The organism is Mesorhizobium sp. M7A.F.Ca.US.007.01.2.1, from assembly GCF_003998165.1.
GTDB classification, from domain to species: Bacteria; Pseudomonadota; Alphaproteobacteria; order Rhizobiales; family Rhizobiaceae; genus Mesorhizobium; species Mesorhizobium ciceri.
Genome location: NZ_RZQP01000025.1, coordinates 13,597 through 34,733, shown reverse-complemented (window position 1 = coordinate 34,733; position 21,137 = coordinate 13,597). Strand labels below are relative to the sequence as shown.

Annotated in this window: 16 protein-coding genes and 1 pseudogene; 3 read left to right on the top strand and 14 right to left on the bottom strand. The window is 57.7% G+C overall.

What is annotated here, in order from left to right; genetic code table 11:
• Window positions 1-347: 347 nt before the first annotated feature.
• The 4 genes and pseudogenes from EN949_RS07390 to EN949_RS07375 all read right to left on the bottom strand — a co-directional run bounded on the left by EN949_RS07390 (window position 348) and on the right by EN949_RS07375 (window position 4,087).
• A complete protein-coding gene (locus EN949_RS07390) occupies window positions 348-1,676 on the bottom strand; it encodes a HAMP domain-containing sensor histidine kinase (RefSeq protein ID WP_063169275.1) in 1,329 nt (442 codons plus the stop codon).
• A complete protein-coding gene (locus tag EN949_RS07385; protein ID WP_024505389.1) occupies window positions 1,673-2,332 on the bottom strand; it encodes a response regulator transcription factor in 660 nt (219 codons plus the stop codon). The genes EN949_RS07390 and EN949_RS07385 overlap by 4 nt, the downstream gene beginning before the upstream one ends.
• A 619-nt stretch (window positions 2,333-2,951) precedes the next feature.
• A pseudogene (locus EN949_RS07380) lies at window positions 2,952-3,384 on the bottom strand (helix-turn-helix domain-containing protein); the annotation flags it as partial.
• Between the two features lie 244 nt (window positions 3,385-3,628).
• Window positions 3,629-4,087, bottom strand: a complete 459-nt coding sequence (locus EN949_RS07375) for a response regulator transcription factor (protein WP_224570033.1) — start codon at window positions 4,085-4,087, stop codon at window positions 3,629-3,631.
• A 751-nt stretch (window positions 4,088-4,838) separates the two neighbouring features.
• On the opposite strand from EN949_RS07375, the gene EN949_RS07370 reads away from it, so the two are divergent.
• Together EN949_RS07370 and EN949_RS07365 are read left to right on the top strand one after the other, a co-directional pair.
• Window positions 4,839-5,960, top strand: coding sequence for a DUF418 domain-containing protein (locus EN949_RS07370; RefSeq protein WP_063169274.1), 1,122 nt, complete (start codon window positions 4,839-4,841; stop codon window positions 5,958-5,960).
• A 1,543-nt stretch (window positions 5,961-7,503) separates the two neighbouring features.
• On the top strand, window positions 7,504-7,716 hold the full coding sequence (locus tag EN949_RS07365; RefSeq protein WP_008874821.1) for a cold-shock protein: 213 nt from the start codon (window positions 7,504-7,506) through the stop codon (window positions 7,714-7,716).
• A 228-nt stretch (window positions 7,717-7,944) separates the two neighbouring features.
• Here the strand turns inward: EN949_RS07365 and EN949_RS07360 are convergent, their stop codons facing one another.
• The 6 genes from EN949_RS07360 to EN949_RS07335 all read right to left on the bottom strand — a co-directional run bounded on the left by EN949_RS07360 (window position 7,945) and on the right by EN949_RS07335 (window position 13,853).
• Window positions 7,945-8,415 (bottom strand): MucR family transcriptional regulator, encoded by a 471-nt coding sequence (locus tag EN949_RS07360; protein ID WP_024505385.1) that lies wholly within the window; start codon window positions 8,413-8,415, stop codon window positions 7,945-7,947.
• An 894-nt stretch (window positions 8,416-9,309) separates the two neighbouring features.
• Window positions 9,310-9,852: a tetratricopeptide repeat protein gene (locus EN949_RS07355; protein WP_082826568.1), complete on the bottom strand. Its 543-nt coding sequence runs from the start codon at window positions 9,850-9,852 to the stop codon at window positions 9,310-9,312.
• A 53-nt stretch (window positions 9,853-9,905) separates the two neighbouring features.
• Window positions 9,906-11,969, bottom strand: a complete 2,064-nt coding sequence (gene sctV / locus EN949_RS07350) for a type III secretion system export apparatus subunit SctV (protein WP_063169272.1) — start codon at window positions 11,967-11,969, stop codon at window positions 9,906-9,908.
• A 232-nt stretch (window positions 11,970-12,201) separates the two neighbouring features.
• Window positions 12,202-13,092, bottom strand: a complete 891-nt coding sequence (locus EN949_RS07345) for a hypothetical protein (RefSeq protein WP_024505382.1) — start codon at window positions 13,090-13,092, stop codon at window positions 12,202-12,204.
• A gap of 117 nt (window positions 13,093-13,209) precedes the next feature.
• A complete protein-coding gene (locus EN949_RS36445) occupies window positions 13,210-13,452 on the bottom strand; it encodes a nodulation protein NopA (protein WP_224570034.1) in 243 nt (80 codons plus the stop codon).
• Between the two features lie 71 nt (window positions 13,453-13,523).
• Window positions 13,524-13,853 (bottom strand): hypothetical protein, encoded by a 330-nt coding sequence (locus EN949_RS07335; protein ID WP_081714433.1) that lies wholly within the window; start codon window positions 13,851-13,853, stop codon window positions 13,524-13,526.
• A 1,348-nt stretch (window positions 13,854-15,201) separates the two neighbouring features.
• Here EN949_RS07335 and EN949_RS07330 point away from each other — a divergent pair.
• Window positions 15,202-17,316: a hypothetical protein gene (locus tag EN949_RS07330; RefSeq protein ID WP_224570035.1), complete on the top strand. Its 2,115-nt coding sequence runs from the start codon at window positions 15,202-15,204 to the stop codon at window positions 17,314-17,316.
• Window positions 17,317-17,841: 525 nt separating this feature from the next.
• Here EN949_RS07330 and EN949_RS07325 read toward each other — a convergent pair.
• From EN949_RS07325 to EN949_RS07310, 4 genes are all read right to left on the bottom strand, one after another.
• A complete protein-coding gene (locus EN949_RS07325; RefSeq protein WP_024505378.1) occupies window positions 17,842-18,645 on the bottom strand; it encodes a hypothetical protein in 804 nt (267 codons plus the stop codon).
• A 355-nt stretch (window positions 18,646-19,000) separates the two neighbouring features.
• On the bottom strand, window positions 19,001-20,038 hold the full coding sequence (locus EN949_RS07320; RefSeq protein ID WP_024505377.1) for an EscU/YscU/HrcU family type III secretion system export apparatus switch protein: 1,038 nt from the start codon (window positions 20,036-20,038) through the stop codon (window positions 19,001-19,003).
• Entirely contained in the window at window positions 20,035-20,853 is an 819-nt protein-coding gene (gene sctT, locus EN949_RS07315; RefSeq protein ID WP_063169270.1) for a type III secretion system export apparatus subunit SctT, read from the bottom strand. The genes EN949_RS07320 and sctT overlap by 4 nt, the downstream gene beginning before the upstream one ends.
• 8 nt (window positions 20,854-20,861) lie before the next feature.
• Window positions 20,862-21,137, bottom strand: coding sequence for an EscS/YscS/HrcS family type III secretion system export apparatus protein (locus EN949_RS07310; RefSeq protein ID WP_024505375.1), 276 nt, complete (start codon window positions 21,135-21,137; stop codon window positions 20,862-20,864).

The following is a 21,137-nucleotide window of genomic DNA, read 5'->3' as shown; positions in this document are numbered from 1 at the left end:
TCCGGGTCCTTACTGGACCTGCGCCAACCCGATCGGGCCGGCGCACAGGGGCACCCAGACAATTGGACACGTCGCCTTTGCGCGGCGGCTTGCACTTTCTCGGATGGCCTTTTTTCTCCCCGGGCGAAATCGAGCGAGCGGTGAGGCGGAGCCTTCGATTTTGCCGATCATGTCGTGTCGCTTCGATCGAACTGCTCAGACGATGATAGCGGCATTGATTGCCGCGGCCGAAATGCGTTGTGTGAAGTACGATTTCTACGCCGTATACATACTGCCGTACAGTTCGCCCTGTCAGCAGCCTTGCCAGCAATCCGCCCTGTGTCCAACTGTCGTCGAATTCACCGGTGTCATTGAGGAATTCGTATGATCGCCTCGAAACCATCATTGCGACCGCGGGCGGGCGACGCAAGCTCTAGACTGCCACCGATCCGCTGGATAACCATGTTAGCGATATGTAGACCAAGGCCTGAGCCCGCAGCAGGAGTAGCACCACGACTAAATCGCTTTGTAAGCCCTTCGAGGTCGGGGAGGGGCACCACCGGTCCGGCGTTTGCAATAGCGATGGTTCCATCAGTTTGGACGGAAACTGTTGTCGGAACAGTGGGCAGTCCATGTATCAGCGCATTCTCGATCAGGTTACGAAGGAGGATCCCAAACGCATCGACATCCACTTTGCGCATCAAAGTGGGGCAGCCGTCGACGTTAAGATGCAGGCGTCCGGCATATTGCGGCTTTTTCCTCAGGTCATCGATTTCCAGCCGAACCGATCGGACAAGATCGATCGCGTGATCCGCCATGCCAACCCCCGATTCGGCTTGAGCGAGCTGAAGCACTTTTTCGACAAGGCGGCCAAGGCTCGACAGCGCTTGCTCGATGCCGCGCGCACGCATTTTGGCCGACCCATTGGGAAGCTCGGCCACTAATCTCTGCATCTGAGCGATTGAACCTGCGATCGGCGTGCGCAGTTCATGCGCACTGTTTGCGGCGAACTCGCGTTCGGCCTCGAGAGCCGCCCGCAGACGATCGAGAAGCCGATTGACGGATGCCGCGATTGGAGCCAACTCTGCCGGGAAATCGCCCAAGTCCATTGGTGACAGATTGCCGCCGTCGCGCGATCCGATCTGCTGTCGCAGTACCTCGATTGGCCGCAGCGAGCGCCGGATCACGATCCACCAAACAGCTAAGCTAAAGGGCAGGAGCACGAGTGTCGGAAGGAAGACAAAAAGTGCGCCCTTCGCGATTGTGGTACGGCGGCCATCAAGCGGTTCGGCCAACTGATGATACACGCCGTCTTGGATCTCCTCTGTGTAGACGCGGTAATCAGCGTTTCGCCAAAAGCCGTTACTCAGGGGAGCATCAGGGAAGGGCTGCTGACCCTCTTCCGGTTCAGAAATAAGCACTACCCCGTACTTATTAATAACCTGCTCACGATAGGTCCAGTACTTTTCATAAGTTGGCAAGTGGTTATTGTATTGATCAACGTGTTTTCCATTCAAGACCTTGATCAGCTCTGGTTCTCTGTACTCTGCGCTCCCCTGGAGCAAGTCATCCGAACTTTCGTTTACATTATTGCAAAAAATGAACGCAGCAATGGTTGGGGCGGCGATCCAAACCAGGAGCGTTGCCCCGCCTAACCACGATATCAGCTTTCTCGTCATGCTGTTCGAGTTCGTCATGTGACCACGAGCCTGTATCCGGAGCCACGCACGGTTGCTATTCTATCCCCGCCGATCTTCTTGCGGAGCCGGCTGACATAAACCTCCACTGTGTTGCTCTCGAACTCCGAATTGAATGAATAAAGCGCGTGCTCGATCCTCCCCTTTGAAACGACCGAACCGGGCCGGCGTAGAAGGCAGTCGAGCACCGCCCATTCGCGTCCAGACAGGTGGACCTCCTGCCCGTCGCGGAAGAGGCGTCGCTCGGCTGCCTGTATGGAAAGCGTCCCAACCGAAAATTGCGGCTCCGGAAAATGCCCTTGGCGACGTGCCACTGCACGGATGCGTGCCGAGAGTTCCCCCAGATCGAACGGCTTGACCAAATAGTCGTCGGCGCCAGCGTTGAGCCCCTCGATGCGATGCGAAATCCGATCGCGGGCTGTCAGAATGATGACCGGCGTTGTATCAAGCCCCTTGATCAGCTCCCGCAGATAGTCGATGCCATTGCCGTCCGGCAGGTGAACGTCGAGCAAAATAACGTCGTAGCCGGCCACAGCTGCATGACCGCGCGCTCCGGACAGGCCCTCGGCCCAGTCGACCGCGTGGCCACCAGCCACCAAATGATCGTGCACAGCACTTCTAAGGTCGTCGTCGTCTTCAATGAGCAGTATTCGCATCAGGCTGCCGAGCTCCGGTATGAGGGCAAGGCTCCTGCCTTATTGATCGAAGCTGACAGTAGGCTGAACCGGCGCCAGCGAATATCTGGGGGCTTTCAGGCTGCTGTCAGCTACAATTGCAAGAAAGGGGTCGTTAACAAAGCCAAACGAAGAGGCCTTATGAAACCCCTCCTGATCTCGGCACTTTTGCTCAATGTGACCACCGGCGGCTGTACACTGGTTGGCGGGCAATTCGACGTGGCGGTCAACGAATGGCAGCCGCGCCACGCGTCAATGTCCAGGCTTGAAACTGACAGGTGTCTTAAATACGAGGGCACCGTAGCGGGTGCCTCCAGTTATCGAACAGTGCCTAGCAGGTCAGAAGTGCACTTTGACCATAGGGGTCGTCCGTATTTTCGGCGCTCGCGAACAGAGTCGACGGTCAATCGATGCGCCACTGCCAGAGTCTGGAACGGTCAAGTGTTTGTTATCCCCCGTCCGGGCCATATTCTCTGCCGAGGACCAAGAAGGCCCTATTTTCGGTGCCCACGAACAGAGCCAACGGTCAATCGATGCGCCACTGCCAGGGTCTGGAACGGTCAAGTGTTTGTGATCCCCTGTCCCGGCCGTGTTCTCTGCCGAACTCGCCCTTGTAGTCGGCACACCAAAGATCGTTAGGGCGACAGCCGTTTGAAAGTGGTGTCCCCGTCGCCCTGTTGCGCCTGCGCTTGCGGCGCTCGACCATGCCGTGGCGGTCGAGCACGGCATGCACGGCCGAGATCGCGGGCCGGTGCACATCCGGATACAGCCGGGCCAGCCGCTCGCGTATCTTCGGCGCACCCCATGTCGGCTTGTCTTGCTTGAGGCGCACAATCAGCTTCTCGATTTGAAACGGAAGCTGATTGGCGTGGCGATAGGGCCGCCGCGATCGGTCCGTCAGCCCTCCAGGCCGCTGTCGTTGTAGCGCGTGAGGATCTTGTAGCCGGTCTTGCGCGAGATATCGAACTCCCGGCAAAGCACCGCCATCTTCTCGCGTCCAGCAGCCGGGCGACGAACTTCAGCCGCTCTTCCATGACGTTACACTCCTTCCAAGGCACCTTGCTCTCCTTGCAAAGGGCCGAAAGTGTAACCCATCTATCCGGAATGAACTGTCACCCATCTCTCGGGAAGGAAAGTCATGGCCAAGGCAACTGGAAGCCGAATTTTCTTTTAGAGTATGAATCAGCGCCGTCTGCCGAAAAGCGCGTCCACGATCTTCCCTTTTGAAACGACCGTGCAGGGCTGGGGCAGACGGTAGTCGAGCACCGCCCATCCGCGTCAAGTCAGGTAGACCTCCTGCCCGTCGCGGAAGAGGCGTCGCTCGGCTGCCTGTATGGAAAGCGTCCCAACCGAAAATTGCGGCTCCGGAAAATGCCCATGGCGACGTGCCACTGCATGGATACGCGCTGAGAGTTCCCCCAGATCGAACGGCTTGACCAAATAGTCGTCGGCTCCAGCGTTGAAGCCCTCGATGCGATGCGAAATCCGATCGCAGGCTGTCAGAATGATGACCGGTGCCGATTCAAGTTCCTTGATCAGCTCCCGCAGATAGTCGATCCCATTGCCGTCCGGCAGGTGAACGTCGAGCAAAATAAGGTCGTAGCCGACCACAGCTGCATAATCGCGCGCTTCGGACAGGTTCTTGGCCCAGTCGACCGCGTGGCCACCAGCCACCAAATGATCGTGCATAGCACTTCCAAGGTCCTTATCGTCTTCAGTGAGCAGTATTCGCATCATGCTGCCGAGCTCCGGTATGAGGGCAAGGCTCCCATCTTATTGGTCGAAGCTGACAATAGGCTGAACCGGCGGCAGCGAATTATTTGGGGAGCTTTCAGGCTGCTGTCAGCTACAACTTGCAAGAAAGGGGTCGTTAACAAAGCCAAACGAAGAGCCCCTATGAAACCCGTCCTGAACTCGGCACTTTTGCTCAATGTGACCCCCGGCGGCTGCATCAGCAAATTGATTTGGGAAACAGGCGCGCCGGTTCTAATGACCGACGCAGGCCGAGGTCTGGAGCTGGACCAGCGAACGGCGTCTTCGGTTTTTCAGGCAACAGCCACATGGAAGAATATGATTGGCTCGACCATGCGCCGAGCTTTGTCGAACGGATTGGTCGCGGGCGCACTACCACAGATTATGGCAGGTTTACGCCCTGGCCTTGACACCCGGGGTGATCGTCACCGGCGGAGCCGCGGCGTACTGATCGGATATCTAACGTCGCTGAGTCTCTCGTCGGTGCAGTGGATCTCTCGGCTTAGCCATCATGCAAAAAACGACGGTTCCGCGACACCACTTTTCAGGTCCGTGACACAGGCTTTGTGAGCCGATCTGTTGTTCTTACCCCAGGCTAATGGCTGAACAGCTCTGTCGCCGGCTCGATGCGCCAGATGGCGCGATGTTTTGAACCCTTTCACGAGGCGACGGCAGCAGCCGACCGGCTCTCCTATCGCGGCTCCCGCGATCCACACACCCAACAAGGGAATCTACCATGGTAATGAAGGCACCGGTTGCCGACGCTAGGAATGGGTCGGTAGTAGATCGGCTGGTCGGCATCGACCTCGCTCGGGGCCTGGCTGTCTTCGGGATGTATGCCGCCCATCTCGGTCCCGACCCCGGCGAAGGAGGACTAGTCGGGTTTCTGATGGAACTAACCCATGGGCGGCCGTCGGCCCTGTTTGCCGTATTGGCCGGTTTTTCAATCCTCCTGATTACAGGTCGCAAGGCGCCGAAGTCGGGGATAGCCGGTAGACAGGCCATCGCCAGAGTCGCAATTCGTGCCCTTGTTTTGCTCGCGCTTGGCTCAATCCTGGGCTGCCTCGGTACCCAGGTCGAAGTCATCCTAGAATACTACGGAATTTGCTTCTTGTTGGTATTGCCGCTCCATCGGCTCAGCGCATATCAGCTGGGCTTGATCGCTGCCGCTACGGCATTAGTTCTCCCGCAAGTCCGTTCCTCCCTTCTGTCGGTTGCCCCCAACCTCCTCGACCCGGTCTTCAACCTCATGGTCAACGGCTACTATCCCGCGGTGACCTGGGTTCCTTTCCTCATCGCTGGCATGGCCATCGCGCGCCTTAATCTTAATACGCTAGCAGCGCATTGGCGCCTTGGTCTGGCGGGGGTCGCGCTGGCCGTGTTGGGCCATGGGGGATCCTTGCTCGCGCTGAGTTCCCGCGCTTTGACTGAAACCTCCTTGTGGTGGTCTGACGTTGACGGCGCTTTTGAGCCTTCCAAGTCGTCATTTATAGTCAAGTCGTCATGGATAGCCGCACCTCATAGCGAAACGACGCTTTCGATCGTGGGCAGCACCGGTTGCGCAATGATCATCTTGGCGGCTTGCATGCTCGCTGTGGATGCGCTCCCGCGTCTGCGAAAGCTGGTCTGGCCAATAATCGCAGTCGGCTCGATGTCTTTGACGGCCTATGTGCTGCACATTGCGGGAATAGCCTATCTTATGAAGATAAACATTTTCAAAGACGAGAGCCTGTCCACGCTCTTTGGCTTCGTTGTGGTTATCAGCACTTTTGCGGTGCTTTGGCTGCGCATCTTCCAGCGAGGACCGATGGAAGTGCTGATGGGTAGGGTCGCAGATCTCGCGCGTCACATCCGCTGAGCACCGCCGCGCCCCGGCCTCCCGATCACATTACGGACAAGGTGGGGCTTTGTCCAAAGCTTGTTCGCGGCAGGGGAGGGTACTTCCTCCCAGCCTGCCGCCTTGTTGATGGAAGCTAAAACGGTCGCGCAGGCGCTAGAGTTGCATCGGCATAATCAGCTTAAACTCGCGAAGTTAAACCCGCGGTTGGTCTATCTCGGCCCGCCTCACCTGAAAGGCTAAGGTATCCGTTTCGGTCAAGGGTTTTAGGGGCCATTTTCGCTGCGCCTTGAGGAGAGCGTTTGCTAGGATGAGGAGCTTTCGCAACAAGATGATGACCTTTGCGGGTTTGCCTGCCGCCTTTAGCGCCTGGTATTTTGCCTTGAGGTCGGGGTTGAAGCGCAGGGCGAAGGGCCGGGCATGTAGAGGGCCTGGCGAACATTGGCCCGGCCGCCCCGGATGAAGGCGCGGCCGCTCCATTTTGCCGAGGCCGGCGAGGCTTGCGGCCTTTGGTTCCGAGTTCCGGCATGTCGATGGTGAGTGTGCAGGCGGTGGCATCCGATGCGCCATATGCTGGTCAGGATTTCGCGGCGCTGGACAGCGTCGGGATCGGCTTTCATGAGGGTAAGCATCGTCTGATCGATATCGCTGAGTTCACGTGGATCTGCTTCCAGCCACTCGTTGTTGTGGCGCCTGAGCAAGGCAAGCGGTCAAGGTCTGGCTCTGGTGCTGGCTGCGGTGCGATCCCCGCACGGGCCAGGTGCCGATCGTGTCGACGATCCACCTCGCCGCGACCAGAGAGCTGCTACTCTCTTCCGCTGTTCATTCTGGCCTCTTCGCAATGAATGTCATAAAATCACCTGTCGCAATTAATGGTTTTTGATTTGGCTCCTACAGCTGGCAGATATCGCCGAGAGTTCCGCAGAGAGCGTCGAAAGTTTTGGCCGCCTTCTTCCGCAGCCGCGCCTTGAGTTTTGAGCAGACCTGTCTTGATCGGGTTGAGATCGGGCGAGCATGGCGGCAGGATCAGGAGCCAGTGCCCCTTTGGCCAACCAGTGGGCGGCGCGTACCTTGCCGACAATCTGGGGTTCCGAACCCGACAGTTGGTTTTCAACCCGACAGTGGCCCGCCTCAGAGCAGGCTACCGCCCTTCGGAGCAGGCAGAAGCTAATCGAGGTTCGCGGGTTCCGGTTTGAATGTGCAGGTCGCTGCGCGCCTGATCTTTCGGTCTGGCGGCACATGACAAAAACTCTCATTTTGGCCGACGATACCCGGTCAGGAGCGGGTATCGCAGTCGAGAAGCGACCCGAGCACGTCCACAAGATGTGCCGAGTTTGCAAGGTGTGTCATTGTTTCTGTCAACGTTCGAGCGACAGCGCACGACGAAACGTCTGGCATACGCCTCGTCTGGCACGCGCCTCGCATATGTTGCAGTTGCTGCTGGAGATCAGGCGATCGAGTGGGCCTTGCAATTTTCCGATTTTGATGCGCCTAAAGTCTCGTGTACAAATCAGGCTGGCGTGAATGGCCTGCCTAAGTTGCGACTTATTACAAAGGAATGGATATGGCGACTGGAACGGTGAAGTGGTTCAACAGCACGAAGGGTTTTGGTTTTATTCAGCCTGACAACGGCGGTCAGGATGTCTTTGTCCACATTTCCGCTGTTGAACGAGCGGGCCTGTCGACCCTTAATGAGGGCCAGAAGATCAACTACGAGGTGGAACAGGATCGCCGCACGGGAAAGTCCTCTGCAGGCAGCCTCAGCAAGGCTGGCTAACGGTCCGGGAAAGCCTTGGCAAGGTTCGTCATCGCCGGAACGCATTGACGGCTCGAAACCCGGGCCGGAGCATGCAAGTTAATGCCGCGGCAGGGATTGCTGGAGCCATCATGAATTACTCTGGAAATGAGGCTCTTGGACGGGAAAGGCGGGGCTCATCCCCGCCCTTTGATTCCGCGCAGATTGGGCCAACGGCTGCTGCGCGTCCGAACGACTGTTGATACGGATTTAGGCTGCGACCTTCTTGCGGGTCCGTTTCGCCGGCGCCGTGGCTGGGGCTTCCGGCTCTTTCGGTTTGCGGCCGAGTCCCATGGTCTTGGCCAAGGCGGAGCGCGCAGCGGCGTAATTCGGCGCCACCATGGGATAATCCGACGGCAGACCCCATTTGGCGCGATATTCGTCTGGGGTCAGACCATAGTGCGTCGCCAGATGGCGCTTTAGCGATTTGAATTTCTTGCCGTCTTCAAGGCTAATGATGTAGTCCGGTTCGATCGACTTTTTGATCGGGACAGCAGGTTTTTTTACAGGCACAGGCTCTTCTGCCGGTATGAGTCCAGCCGTGCCGTTTAGAGCCCCGTGCACTTGGGCGATCAGGGCAGGAAGCTCCCCCGCCGGGACGGGGTTGTTGGAGACGTAGGCTGATACAACATCGGCAGTGAGCTCGATGAGGATGTCGGTCTTGTGGGGTTCTTCTGTCATAAACTTCTCCGGGCAGCTTGAAACACAGTTGGGCGAAGTGTCGCTTCATAGTGGCGGTTGCCGCTGAAAGCAAATGGATCGACGGGTGCGCTGCTCCTCCACCATTGAAGTCTCGGCGACGCATCCCGTCATCGTCCATCGCTAAAGGCAGCGTATTGAATTATGGGAGCGGTCGCGCCCGCCCCACCATAGCGATACAGCAAGACAATCAAAAAAGCCGGTCTTTGCTTGGCCCCAAATCTTTTCTCCTTTCGTGAACGCTGAGCTGCCAAGCTGCTACAGTTCACCTCGCGGGGCAACCGTGCACAACACAGGAGTTGCCCGAGCGATACATTCTTCACTTGCCGCTTATCAGCGCTGGTGATTGCACTTTGCAGCCTGCCTCCGGACCCGCAGCGCTCACGCTGTTGGTTTTGCGCCTGCAGGCGTCGGAAGTCGGATCGCCGCAGCTAATTTCCTCAGGCGGACGAATTCAACAAATCGATTGTTTGGATCGAAGGCATCCACACCATCGATGCCTCTAGAATATGATCCAGCTACAATCACCGTGCTGTAATGGCAGGGACGGCCAGCACAAGCGCGACACGATCCGGCGGGTCCATCGCTGCGTTACGTATTCATGGCTACTGCATCGGGCGCTCGGTCGACCGCCTTAAGCCAGGTCGCCGCATTGCGAGACGGTGACCGGCGAGGGAGAGGGCGCTCTGGCAACGAAGCGAGGCGGGTGGCCTTGCGGGTGGCCGCGTGATGTCATCCGGCTCTCCTGCCGATCTCTGCCGGCCAGATCTGGAGCAACTGTTTTGCATAGATATGGCTCTCTTCAGGGGGCCATCTATGATGGGAGCCGAGCGCGTGTTCGAGCCGGGGAACAGGCTGCGCATGCACTGTGCCCACCTATTGCGATCGTGCTAACCTTGGTTGTTCGGACTTGCCGTTAAAGGCAAGCGACAGATTGAAGTTATGCTGCACCATCTGATTGCCTGGCTCGTTTTCGAGAGCTCGCCGATACAGGGCCTGTGCCGCGTCATGCCGCCCCTCAATGTCCAAAATCACGCCCTTCGCATTCAATGCACGTACGTTTCCTGGGGCTGCAACCAAGACGCTGTCGAGCACCTCAACCGCTTCGTGCGGGCGCTTCTGGCCCACCAAGGCATTTGTAAGTCGTATCGCCGCATCAACATTGTCCGGGTGCTGCTTCACCTCATCCCGCAAAGCCCGCTCTTGAACATCCTGACCAACTTCGCGCAAAATGCGTTCGCGCATAGCCGGATCGATTTGATCGGCGCTGAGCAACTCGGGGGAAGATGTCTCCTGCACGGAAAGAGCCGGCTTTTGCCAGCTGGCGCAACCGCCCAAAGGCAGAATGGCGAGTACGGCAAAAAGAAGTGAGTTCCGGCGCAGAAACATAGGCGATGGAGAAACTGTATTACTATTCATGTTATCTCTCAGTTATCGGGGAGGCGCGTGGCGTTCAGTTAGGAAAGGTGGGACTACTCTAACAATCCGCTGTTCGATCCGTGCGGGAGTGTGACGGATCCTGCGGGGCGAATTGTAAAGTCGGAGGCGAGGTCTTGATAAGACAGCACGGCGAGATCAACCCCGTTTCGCGTCAGAAAGCCGCGGACGAAACGTCGGACATCCATCGACGTCAACAGAATAGGGCGGGTTTGACCCGGTTCTGCGTTCGAAAGGACCTGACGTATCTGTGATAGCATCGCTTCGCTTTGCCGATCCTCCAGTGCGAGATAGGGGCCTGCATCCGAATCTCGAACCGCGCCACGCATCACATCCTCGCTCTCGCGCTCGACGACCAGGGCGGACACGATGCCCTCCGTGTTGGCATGGCGGTGGCAGATCTGTCGCTTCAAACCAGAACGGACATATTCCGTCAGCAGGGCAACGTTCTGCTCACGCTCGCTCCATTCGGCCAATGCCTCCAACACGAGACGGGTGTGGCGGATTGGGATACCTTCCTCCAGGAGGCGGCGCAGAACATCGGCAATCCGAGGAATCGGCGTCGTGCGTAGCACCTCTTTCACAAGCTCAGAATATTCCTGCTCCATTCGGCCCAGGAAATGTCGGGTCTCTTGGATGCCCACCAATCGCGGTGCGTAGCGGGTCAACGCTGCATGGACGCGCAAGGCGAGGAGTTCGCCGGGAGCCCTATGCTCCGTGCCGGCGCCCGTAAGGGCCTTTGCAGGGGTATGTTCAACCGGGAGTCTGTCCGTTTTCGGCTCACGTCTAAGGGGGACACCGCTCGAGTCGACGTGCGCTACATCGGCTCGGAGCGCCATCTGGTTTGGATCTAAGGCGTCCTGTTCGACTGGCACGCCCTCGACATCAATTCGGAATTGCGATTCAGGCAGCTGCTCGTCAACCAAGACAGGGATGCGAGGAACGATAATGCCCAGATCGGCTGTGACCAGGAGCGAAACGCGCCCAATATGTTTTTGCAATTCGGCTTGATCGACCGCCTGCATAAGATCTGGCGCTAGAAAAAATGCGATCGGGAATTCCTTCGCAGGCGCGGCTTGCTTAGGCTCCGCTGCAGTTCCACCTTTCGCATCGGCAGTGCCGGCGCCCAGCACATCAGCCTTGACAATGCTTACCGCAGCGAACACTGCGGCCAGCATCAGAAAGACGGGGAGGGGAAACCCAGGAACGAACCCCATTACAACCAGGACGCCGGCCGCCAGTCGCAAGGCTCGAGTGCTGGCCGTGAGCTGACTGACCATTTCTGTACCGAGGTTGATCCTCGCCGTCCCAGTCACACGGGTGACGATGGTCGCCGCAGTAATGGAGAGCAGAAGGGCCGGAATCTGCGATATCAATGCATCGCCTATCGTCAGCAGAGTGTAGTGATGCAGTACCTCGCCGAAGGACATGCCCTTGGAGAGCAGGCCGATCGAAATTCCACCCAGCATGTTGATGCAGATAACCACCAGCCCGGCGATGGAATCGCCCTTCACAAATTTCATCGCGCCGTCCATCGCGCCATAGAGTTGGCTTTCCTTCTCCAATTCGGCGCGCCGCCGGCGGGATTCGTTGGCATCGATGTGGCCGTTGCGTAGCTCTGCGTCGACCGCCATTTGCTTGCCCGGCAGAGCATCCAGCGTGAAACGCGCCGCCACTTCTGCCACCCGTTCGGCACCCTTCGCGAGGACCATGAATTGCACCATGGTGACGACCAGAAATATGACGAAACCCACCACGATATTGCCTGAAATGACGAAATCGCCAAAAGTATGAATAATGCTGCCGGCCTCCCCCTCGGCCAGGATCAGTCGCGTCGTTGCGACCGTGAGCGCGAGACGGAATACAGTGGAAATCAAAATAACGCCGGGCAAAGAGGAAAAATCAAGTGGAGTACTGACATACAGGGCAACCATCATCAGCAGTATGGCCAACCCCATATTGAATCCTATCAGGGCGTCGACCACCACGACCGGGATAGGCATGACCATCATCGCGACAGCCAGAAGCAGCATCAACGCAACCATTAAATCCGGGCTGGCCGGCGCACGCTTGATGAAGTCACGCAGGACGTTGGCCATCGAGACACCTTTGCAATCGGTTGAGACTTACTCTGCTGTTACGCCATGAAACGTGGCTTTCGAACTCCGAAGGCGCCTCAGCCTTGGCCAGCGCGTGACCCTGCATGAGAGCCACAAGCAGGCGCGAAATGGCTGGGCAGCAAATGTTTCCAACGCAGCCAGCTTGTCAGCACCGAGCGCGACAGGATGTTTGGCTGGCCATAGAGTGCTGCTTGATGGGGCCTGCGAGCTTTCAATATTGGAGAGCAGCAATGCGGCCATTCCTGCTCAGCAGCACACGGCTGTCCTCAATACGTTCGACCACCCATCCATCAGCCAAAATGGCGCCGACAAAATACTTCTCGCTGTCGATGACAATATATGGTTGGACCCCATGCCACACAGCTTCGACCGCGATTGCGGATGGCGCCTTCTCCTCTTTGATGAGCACTCCGTTCACCAGTGTTAGAGTACCCTTGGTGCGACGATCGAACGATTGCTGAAGCTTCTGCCAACTGATGACCGATTCAGACGTGACGGTGCCTTCGGCGGTCACAACACCCTTTGCCGACCCAATCTTGACGTCGAGAAGACCCGCTCGATCGACTTCCTCCTGCAGCTCTTGGGCCGCTGCCTCCGTAAGTTCATTGTCAGCGCGGTGACTGATCGTTCTGGACGCGACTTCAGCCCGAAGTGAATTGGGGCTCGATCCACTTGCATTGCCAAGATAGGAGATCGTGCCTGAAAGCGCGCCGATCCCGAGTGAGCTGATTATGACCATGGCGAGCACACCGATCGGTAGGCGCGGTATGCCGGTCGAACCAGGCGGCTCTGCATCCTGCACGGACAAAGCAATGGACATCTCGCCTACGAGCAGGACGACAGGAAGGGGCACAACAACGGACTGGCCTGCGGCGATATTCCGGTTGCCCTCGATACTGAGTCCGGGTGCAAGCGCCTCCAGTTCGATCGACTTGCCAAGAAGAGTTACACGAAGGTGATGCGGTGCCAGTCCCTGCTCGACAAAGACCAAATCGGCATCGAAGCCGCTGCCGATTAAACACTTTTGAAGATCCGTCTTGCCGGTCAGACCGCAATAGTGCCCCGAACGCACTTCGAAACGGAGGGAAACGGCGTCATCCACAGAGCATCTCTCAAACAGGATAGAAGCCGCATGGCAATTGCCATGCGGCTCATTTCGGGACTACGTCGCGTCAATAAGGAGACGCGCTAGGGGGCAGTCTAAAACCCGCTTCCGACATTACGAAACGCGTTCGTCGGCGGCCTTCTTGATGGTCTGGAGATTGGTCGTTAGAGTGCGCAACTGGACACTCCTTTTCGTCGCCTCCAAGCTAACATTGGTTAGTTCCTGCACTTGCGCCTGAAAAGCAGTAGCATCAGCTCCGCTTGTATTGCCGGGAGTGCCACTGTTAGTTTTATCGGTATTGCCGGCGCTACTGGTATTGGTATTGCCTGATTTTTTATTATTATCAACTGCAGCCATGATCATTCCTTTTTCTGTTGGAGTTGTGCCGTCAATAACGGCCTGTATGACCTCACGCCGGATTTCCCGCGTCAGGCATCTTCTGTGTCATCCAAAGCTTCATCGGCCTCAGCCATCGCATCGTTCGCGAATTGGAACGCGAACGATCGCAGGATACTTTGGAAGGCTTCACTTTGTGCTGCAGACTGTGAGTTGTCTTGAAGTTGATCATTTGAAACGGTCCGGTTATCCGCCCGATCGTTCCCGCCAGCTGCCTTGCCATCATTCCCACCAGCTGGCTTGCCATCATTGCCATCAGCCGGCTTGCCATCACCAGAATGCTCGGATTTCGAATCCCCATGGCCCTTTCGGATCAAGGAAGTCCCGAGGTTGCCAACTCCACTCCCAATTGCTGCTATCATCAGGTACTCCGGCATTTGCCATTGGCGGCGACGTGTTAAAGGTTAGCCTCGATCAAGCTAAGGGCGGGAGCTTTCGAGAACCTGACGGCTTTTGACAAAAACCGGCCAGCGCAAAAACGTATGCTCTGCAGGATGTTGCTCTCGCATCGAACAGTCGACCACGATCTCGGCTGTTCGGCCAATCCCGCCGTCCACGCATGCCGCGACCGAATGGCAGCCGCAGCAGCTCGTTTGCATCCTCGATGCTGTGGTGTCGAACAGGAGACACGGTCCACGTGCTGCATGACCGCAATGACCGTATTCTTGCTGGCTCCACGGGCGCACGCAACGAGCAGGAACTCGGTCTTTGCATCACCATTCTCTCGCCTGCACATCACGGCCCGGCGCGGTGAGCTCATTGGCTTCGAGAAGGTCGGCGACCGTACGAACATGGGATGGTCTGCCGGCTTTGGGAGGCCGGTGCGGATCCTCTTCTCACCATATCGAAAGCTTGAAGCGGTCGGATTTTCTTGCCCTGTTCGTGAGAACTCCCATCGTCAGCTAATCGTCAGCCAAGCGGTCTATCTAGGCCGGCCGTGCCTGACCTTCGGATCCAAAGGTCCCGTCTCGACACTTTTTGTAACTATAGATCGAAATGGTCCGCGTGATACGCAACGCACACGCTTCTCTGAAGCAAATGTGTGACTTTGTCGGTGGCGAACGAGAGGAGTGACGCATCAATAAAATCGTCAGGCACGTGTCTAGGAAGGGGAGCTAGCCGAGTTGGTCTGATTTCATTCGCTGTTCCTGGAAATCGGCGGACTGAAGCGCTGATAATCTCAGGACATCGATGGCAACGTTGCGAAAGTCCTGTGAGCTCGGGCCAATCTTGGCCTGCTACTGAGAAGCACTTTGGCGGGAACATTACGCCGTCGCGGGTCTGGCTGACCGTGACGTTAACCGAAAGATGCCGCTGGTCTCGTCAGCCGCCAGCACAATAGCAGCACATTCTCGCCTACTACGGAGACGCAATATGAAGGGCATTGGCCGACCACGGAAATCGCAGGCTGAAACTGGAGCCAGCCGCGCGGGGCGGGCGAGCAGTTCCCTTTCGCAATCAAGTCTTGCTGCGGGAGAAGGTGGACAGTCATTCGATTCCGTTGTGGAGCAGATGCGCTCTGGGGACGCCGATAGGAGGCCCTCCTCCCTTCCAGTTGCGCGCGGTCCAGGCGATGCCCGCGAAAGTCTGCCAGGCGCCTCGATTGGCGAAGATCAAATCCTGAACACACCGCCACGTGGAGCCGCTGCGCCACCACGCGGAACCGTAGCGCCACGTGGCGCAGCCGCAAGGCGGCGCGGTTCTCCCTCCATGTCTGAGGGCGAAGCCATGGCGCCGGTCGGTAGCCAACTATCAACCGCGCAGGTGGAAGGCACCAGCTCATCGTCAAATAAAGATATCAGTCCGACACAGCTCAGAATGAACAGTCTTGTTCAACAACTGACTGATTGCGAGGCTGCGGCCAGGAAAACCGACGTCCCCGAGGAGGCGGTGGAGCTGATCAGTGGGGTCGTCGATGCAGCCTCAGCAATTCTGGAGTACCGCGCTAGCCTGCCTGCGGCTGAGGCGCAGACAATTATGCCAGACGACAAGGTGCGTAGATGTTGCCAGATCGTGTGCGACGCCGCGAATGAAGTAGACAAACTTGGCCTGTCGACGATCACGAAATTGGACAAAAAGACCAAGAAAGCGGCAGGTATGGTCGATAAACTCTACTCCTACTCCCAGGCGGACCGGCAGGAGCTGTTGATTTTAAATGTGGAGAACCACCATACGGCGGCAATTAAGTGGTGGGAAAAAAAGGCATGGCGCTCCGAACGGCAGCGATCCGCCTGCGCTGCCACCGCTAGCCTATCCAGTGGAACGCCCGTGATGCGGGAAGCCGAGCGGTGCGCACTGCGGCTGCGTGCCGGCTCGGTACTGAGTGTCAGGATCTGGCTGGTCCGTGAGCGGATCGGTCTTGCGCGGGCCAAGATTGAACTGCGGGCGAGCAGGTTCGAGCCAGATTTGAAGGAACTCCTCGTCGGTCGAAATGGAGTGGTGCAGCTGATGGCAAGCGCCGCTCAAGAAGCTCTTCGCGCCCTCTCTTTGGCGAAGGGCATAATGGATGATGGCAAAACACTCAACGCTCATGATTGCGCGGTTGTAGAAAAAATCATGGAGCGGCTTTCGGATTTTGGATTGGCGTTGCACGAGGTGCATACCAAGCTAAGCCATACCTACCCAGATGCCGGCCTCCCATTGAAACTGTTCGAACGGATCGTGGACGATGCATGGATCACTGCGCACGATGCCATGCACTTGTTGAACCTGCAGTCTCCGCCGTCAGCCATCATGGCGCCACAGGCCCAGGCGGGCGCTGCGATGCCGGCCAGGGCAGGCGCTGCGATACCGGCTGACACTGCTGGTACGGCTGCAGTGTCAGAAGGCACTACAGCGCGAAGGAAAGGGAAGTCAAAGCATAAGTCGGCAGCTCGCGCCGGGACTTCTGCCGCCGGGCAGCCATCAACACCAGTCGCTGCGAACGCCGGCACAGTGCCAGCAGCCAAGGTTCTCGCGCGCTCGGATCAAGTTGCGAGTACACAGGTGAGAGCGCAAGAGGTGGCTGCGAGTTCGTCGGGGGCAGGCTCGACAATCGGGGGCGCCGCGTTGTCAATGGAGGTATTGACGGAGCGGCTCAAACGATTGGACGAACTTTTGCAGTTCGATCTGGCCGGTCAGCAAAGCGTCGTCTCCCAAGTGCGCCAGATGAAGCCTGAGGAGGCCGGTAAGGTCGTGGACGATGTGGCCCAGTACCTGCGAGCCCAGGCCATTGAGATGCAAACCTGTCTCGCCGGGTTGCAGGGGCGTAATGTACGCCTGCTACTCACCTCCACCCAGCTACCCAAAGTGCACGAACGCACAGACCAGCTCAAAGGGTTGCTGAACATGGTGCTGGGACAGGCCAACGCATTGAATGAAGGAAAAGCCGGCATTACGACTGATTGCATGAAGACCTACGCATTTCCGGCGCAAAAATACCTGGAACATTTGTGCAATGCCGACGAATTGATGCCGCCGGAGGCACCGGTCGCGCTGCGTGGCGAGCCAGGAAAGCTGTTTGAGATGAAGCTGCAGCCCAAGATGCTGGTCAATGGTGCGATGCCGAGCCCGATGTGGGTGCACATCCACACGAGTCGCCCCGTCATGGCCAGAAACTTGGAAGGGCTGGCTGATTCCGAATTCACCGCTTGCCACGTTAAATCCAACGAACAGCGCGGCTACAATCGAGAGCGAGAGGAAGCCGATGCTAGGTCCGGTCGCGAGAAGGTCATAATTCATCGCGGCAAACTCACCCCCGCTTTCTGTAAGTCCTTGTTGACCTCAGGGCTTGGCCGCCAACCACGCCATTCGCGTGCCGAGCTCCCGTCGGCGCAGGCTGCATGACAGGGCACTCAGAATGCGGCCGGCCACGCTGTGAGTCAGCGAGCATTTCTCCTGGCCAAACCGCGAATGCCGCTGCGCGAGTTGCGGTCCGGCGATTGGAGTCGATCGGCTACCGTCAGGGCCGATTTGCGATGTCGCGTTACCGGCTGTTGACGTGGCGGCGTATCTTGCCTCCCATCCAACTTATCGCCGAGATCGCGCCGCCAAGATCGAGGCGGAAGGTCTTCCTGCGAGCGCGGAGCAGGCATAGCCGATCCGATCGGGATCGGCGCATCGCAACGACCCAACGGTGTGGTGGAGAAAATTGGATTCGGGAGAGCTCGGTTCCAAGAGGCGGAGTTCCGGCCCGAATACAATCCGCTCGCAAGCACCCACGATGCGCATCCGCAGTTTATTGTCTGGGAGATGGGCTGGATTGCTCGGCGGCGCTGGCGCTAAGGCGGGGCTGTCGCCGGACAATTAGCATTCACTGCCAACAGCCTTGCAACCGTCACCAGTTGCAAGGCTCGGCGGCGGGTCGACAAATCACATGAAATCGTCGTCGGACCCGCTATCGCTGCTGTCGCTATCCTCGGTTTTGTGGAGATAGAGTGGAGGTTTGCCTGCACGCTGCCACTCACCGGCACTGTTCTTCGTCCATTTGTCGGGATGCTGCGTAGGGTCAAGCACCAGGTCGCCATGATCCACTTCAACAAACCCCATCGTCTGCGCGCGCGCTTGTGCTTCCGGATTAGCCGCACGCCAATTCAGCAACGGTCGGTCGCCGTCTATCCGAAGTTGATGCTCCAGCAGAATATCGCCCGCATTTTCGACGAGCGGATGGGCGACTTGAAGATCCACTATGGAAGTGACCTCAGTTCGACCAGGAAATTGTTCCCGCCAACTTTCCGATTCGAACTCGTTCATGCTGAATCCGCCTTCCATTCTCAGCAGTCCGGCACTCCGGTCTCCCAATTGGTAACTGAAATATCGCGCGTGCTCCGTATCTCGACGGATGCCATATTGCTGAGCAACGTCCGCGGTGCGCCTGGCTCGTGACGATACGAACTCCGAATACTCTTGAGGATTGTCGGCGATGTGCGTGATTTCATCACCATGAAATTGCCTCACCTGTCTCCTGAAGGAAGTCCTGTTGATCTCCACCACAGGAGGTCGGGAATTGAGGGAGTATGCTTGGGGAGCCGCCGATGATGAGGCGCCGCTACCTTCCGATCCGGATAAGTGCATTCGGGCAAATGTGTCCGCGAACCCTTCGCTTCCTGCATCCGATTGCTCGCCGGCATTATGCGCGCGGTAACTATCGGATGAGCCACCAATTCGACCATACATGACGATTCGTACTCCTATGTTTCGCAACCGAGCTCAAGTTAGCACGGCTGTTCAACATAGGGCGCTTAGTTGACGACTAGCTGACGAGGGCATTCCAACGGCTGCACCAATCAAATCCGCACTGCCGGCCTCAAAACCTCGGACTGCGCCACGCACCGGCCAGCAGAGGCTGCAAGGTCATGCCCGGAGGACTTGCCGTAGTTGCTGGGTGGCAGATCCGAGGGGAGTGATTGCCCCAGGCCCGCGGTTGCGCGGTTGGCCTGACAGAGACACTGGGGCACGGATGGCCAGCCGACATTTGCCACTAGCATGGAGCCAGGTCAGTTTTGAACTGGGCAGTCGTGGACTTCCATGACTAGGCCAAGCCTGCGGCAAAGAATGCTTTCGCGACAGGCTGGAAATATTGCATAGGAACCGCGTGGCCGAGTTTTGTAGTGCCTATCAGCTGACGCGCTAAGACATGGTCATGGACGATCGTCAGGCGTAGTGCCCGCGCCTCGCTCAACACATGTGAAACGCGCTCACCTTCGGCACGGCAAACTAAGAACGGCACCCCGGTTTCACCGCGAACGTAACGCAGACCGATCAGGACCGCCCTTCCTGTTAAGACCAGCGTGGCGCGATGCACGCCAAGCGCAGGCTCGTCGGCCGCCTCCTCGCGGATGCGACGCTGTTCACCTTTCAACTCTGGCGCTCCTTGCTGATCCTTCGACTCGCGCGTCACTTCGGTATTGGTCATGCGCATTTCGCGCAGATACAACGCGCGCTGGAGCAGAAGATCGATCAGTCCGCCGACCAGCAGTGCGCCGGCGCCAATTCCCATCAGCAATTTTGTCTCCATAAAGATGAGGCCAACACAGCCCATGCCGCAGATCGGCAGAGGGACCATTGTCTTCCACATCCCGAGAAGGACAATGGAAAAGGTTGCGCTGAGAACCAATACCTTGAACATGGTCTTGCAGACTTCGACCATGGAACGAGCAGACCCCAAGCGCTTCAGCCCTTCAAAGGGGTCAATTTTCTTAAAGCTGAGCTTCATCGGCTCCAGAGAGAAGACAAATCCACCATTGGCTAGCAGGCTGGCCAAAATCACCGCGGCGACAAGGGTTCCAAGCAGCGGGCCAACAGCCGCGACTGTGAGTTGGACGAGCACAACCAATGCCTGCGGCACCGCGGTATCGAAAGGTAGGCTCTGCAACTTGGTGGCTAATAGGAGCGCTTCCCGGCATTTGTCCTCGATCACGCTGCCTCTTAGCCAAAGGTAGCCGAGCCCAGCGCAAGTCCCGACCGCGCGGACGAAATCGGAGCTACGTGGCAGCTGTCCTTTTTTGCGCGCTTCACTTAACTTCTTCGGGCTGGCGGCGTGTGTCTTCTCTTCACTTGTGTCGCTCATGGCAGCAATTTGTCGAACCACTCCAGCACGCCGTTGGCACGTGTGACCTCCAGTTTCATGCTCTCCACCAGATAGGCAGCGTAGGTGACCATGAGAACTGGAAAGACAATGTTCTTGATTGCCGGAGACAGTTGGCTCGCCTTAAATTGCGGGGCAAAGCGACGCAGCAGCATCATCGATATATCAATCAGTATCAGGAAGAACACGACAGGCCCCGAAACCAATAATGCCGTGCGCATTATGCTGTCGAGAAGCCCCAACAACTCCATTGCTCCTGGCCCGCTCAGTGTCGGGTGAAACTGATACACCGGCCAGATCAAGTAGCTGCGGTACAGGACACTGATCAAAGTTTCCAGGCCTCCTGATCCGACGAATATGGCAATCGCAGTGATCCCCAGAAAAACGCCCATCGCGGAAGCCTGACTGTTCGTCGCGGGATCGGCCGAAGCGGTCGGGCTGCTGATGCCGCGTTGGTTGTCGATAAGCTCCCCGGCAGCCTGAAGGCCCCAAAGCGGAATGCCAAGAAAAGTGCCAAGGAGTACACCGACAAAAACTTCCTTGAATCCGAGCAGGGTTAGCTGGATCAGGCGCGTATCAGGATCCAGCGCCGGCAATCCGCCGCTGACGTGTGCCAGGCATGGTAGTGCGAAGCCAACAGCCAAACAGCCCCGGATCAGCCCACTGATCTGCGAGCGTGTGAATACGGGAAAGATCAGCATGATGCCCATCGCGCGGGCTGCCCCAAGACCTGCCGCAACGACGAGTTCGAAAGCCGTCTGGATCAGAATTTGAATATCGGCCGATGGCGCGTCCATGGGGCGGACTAGTAGCTAAGTGTCATTGCGGGAAACTCGGTGAAGATCTGATCGGCTAGCTCTATGAGCGGGGCGCTTAGCACAGGAGCAAACAGCCCAATCACCGCGACAACGACCAGAAGCTTCACGGTGAGCGGCAAGCTTTCATCCTGGATCTGCGTCGCCGCCTGGAGGATGCCGATGACGAGGCCGACAACCACTGATGCAATGAGCGGCGGTAGAATCCAGATCATGAAAACCACCAGTGATTGGCTCATAAGAGTAATGATGCTGGATTCAGTGAT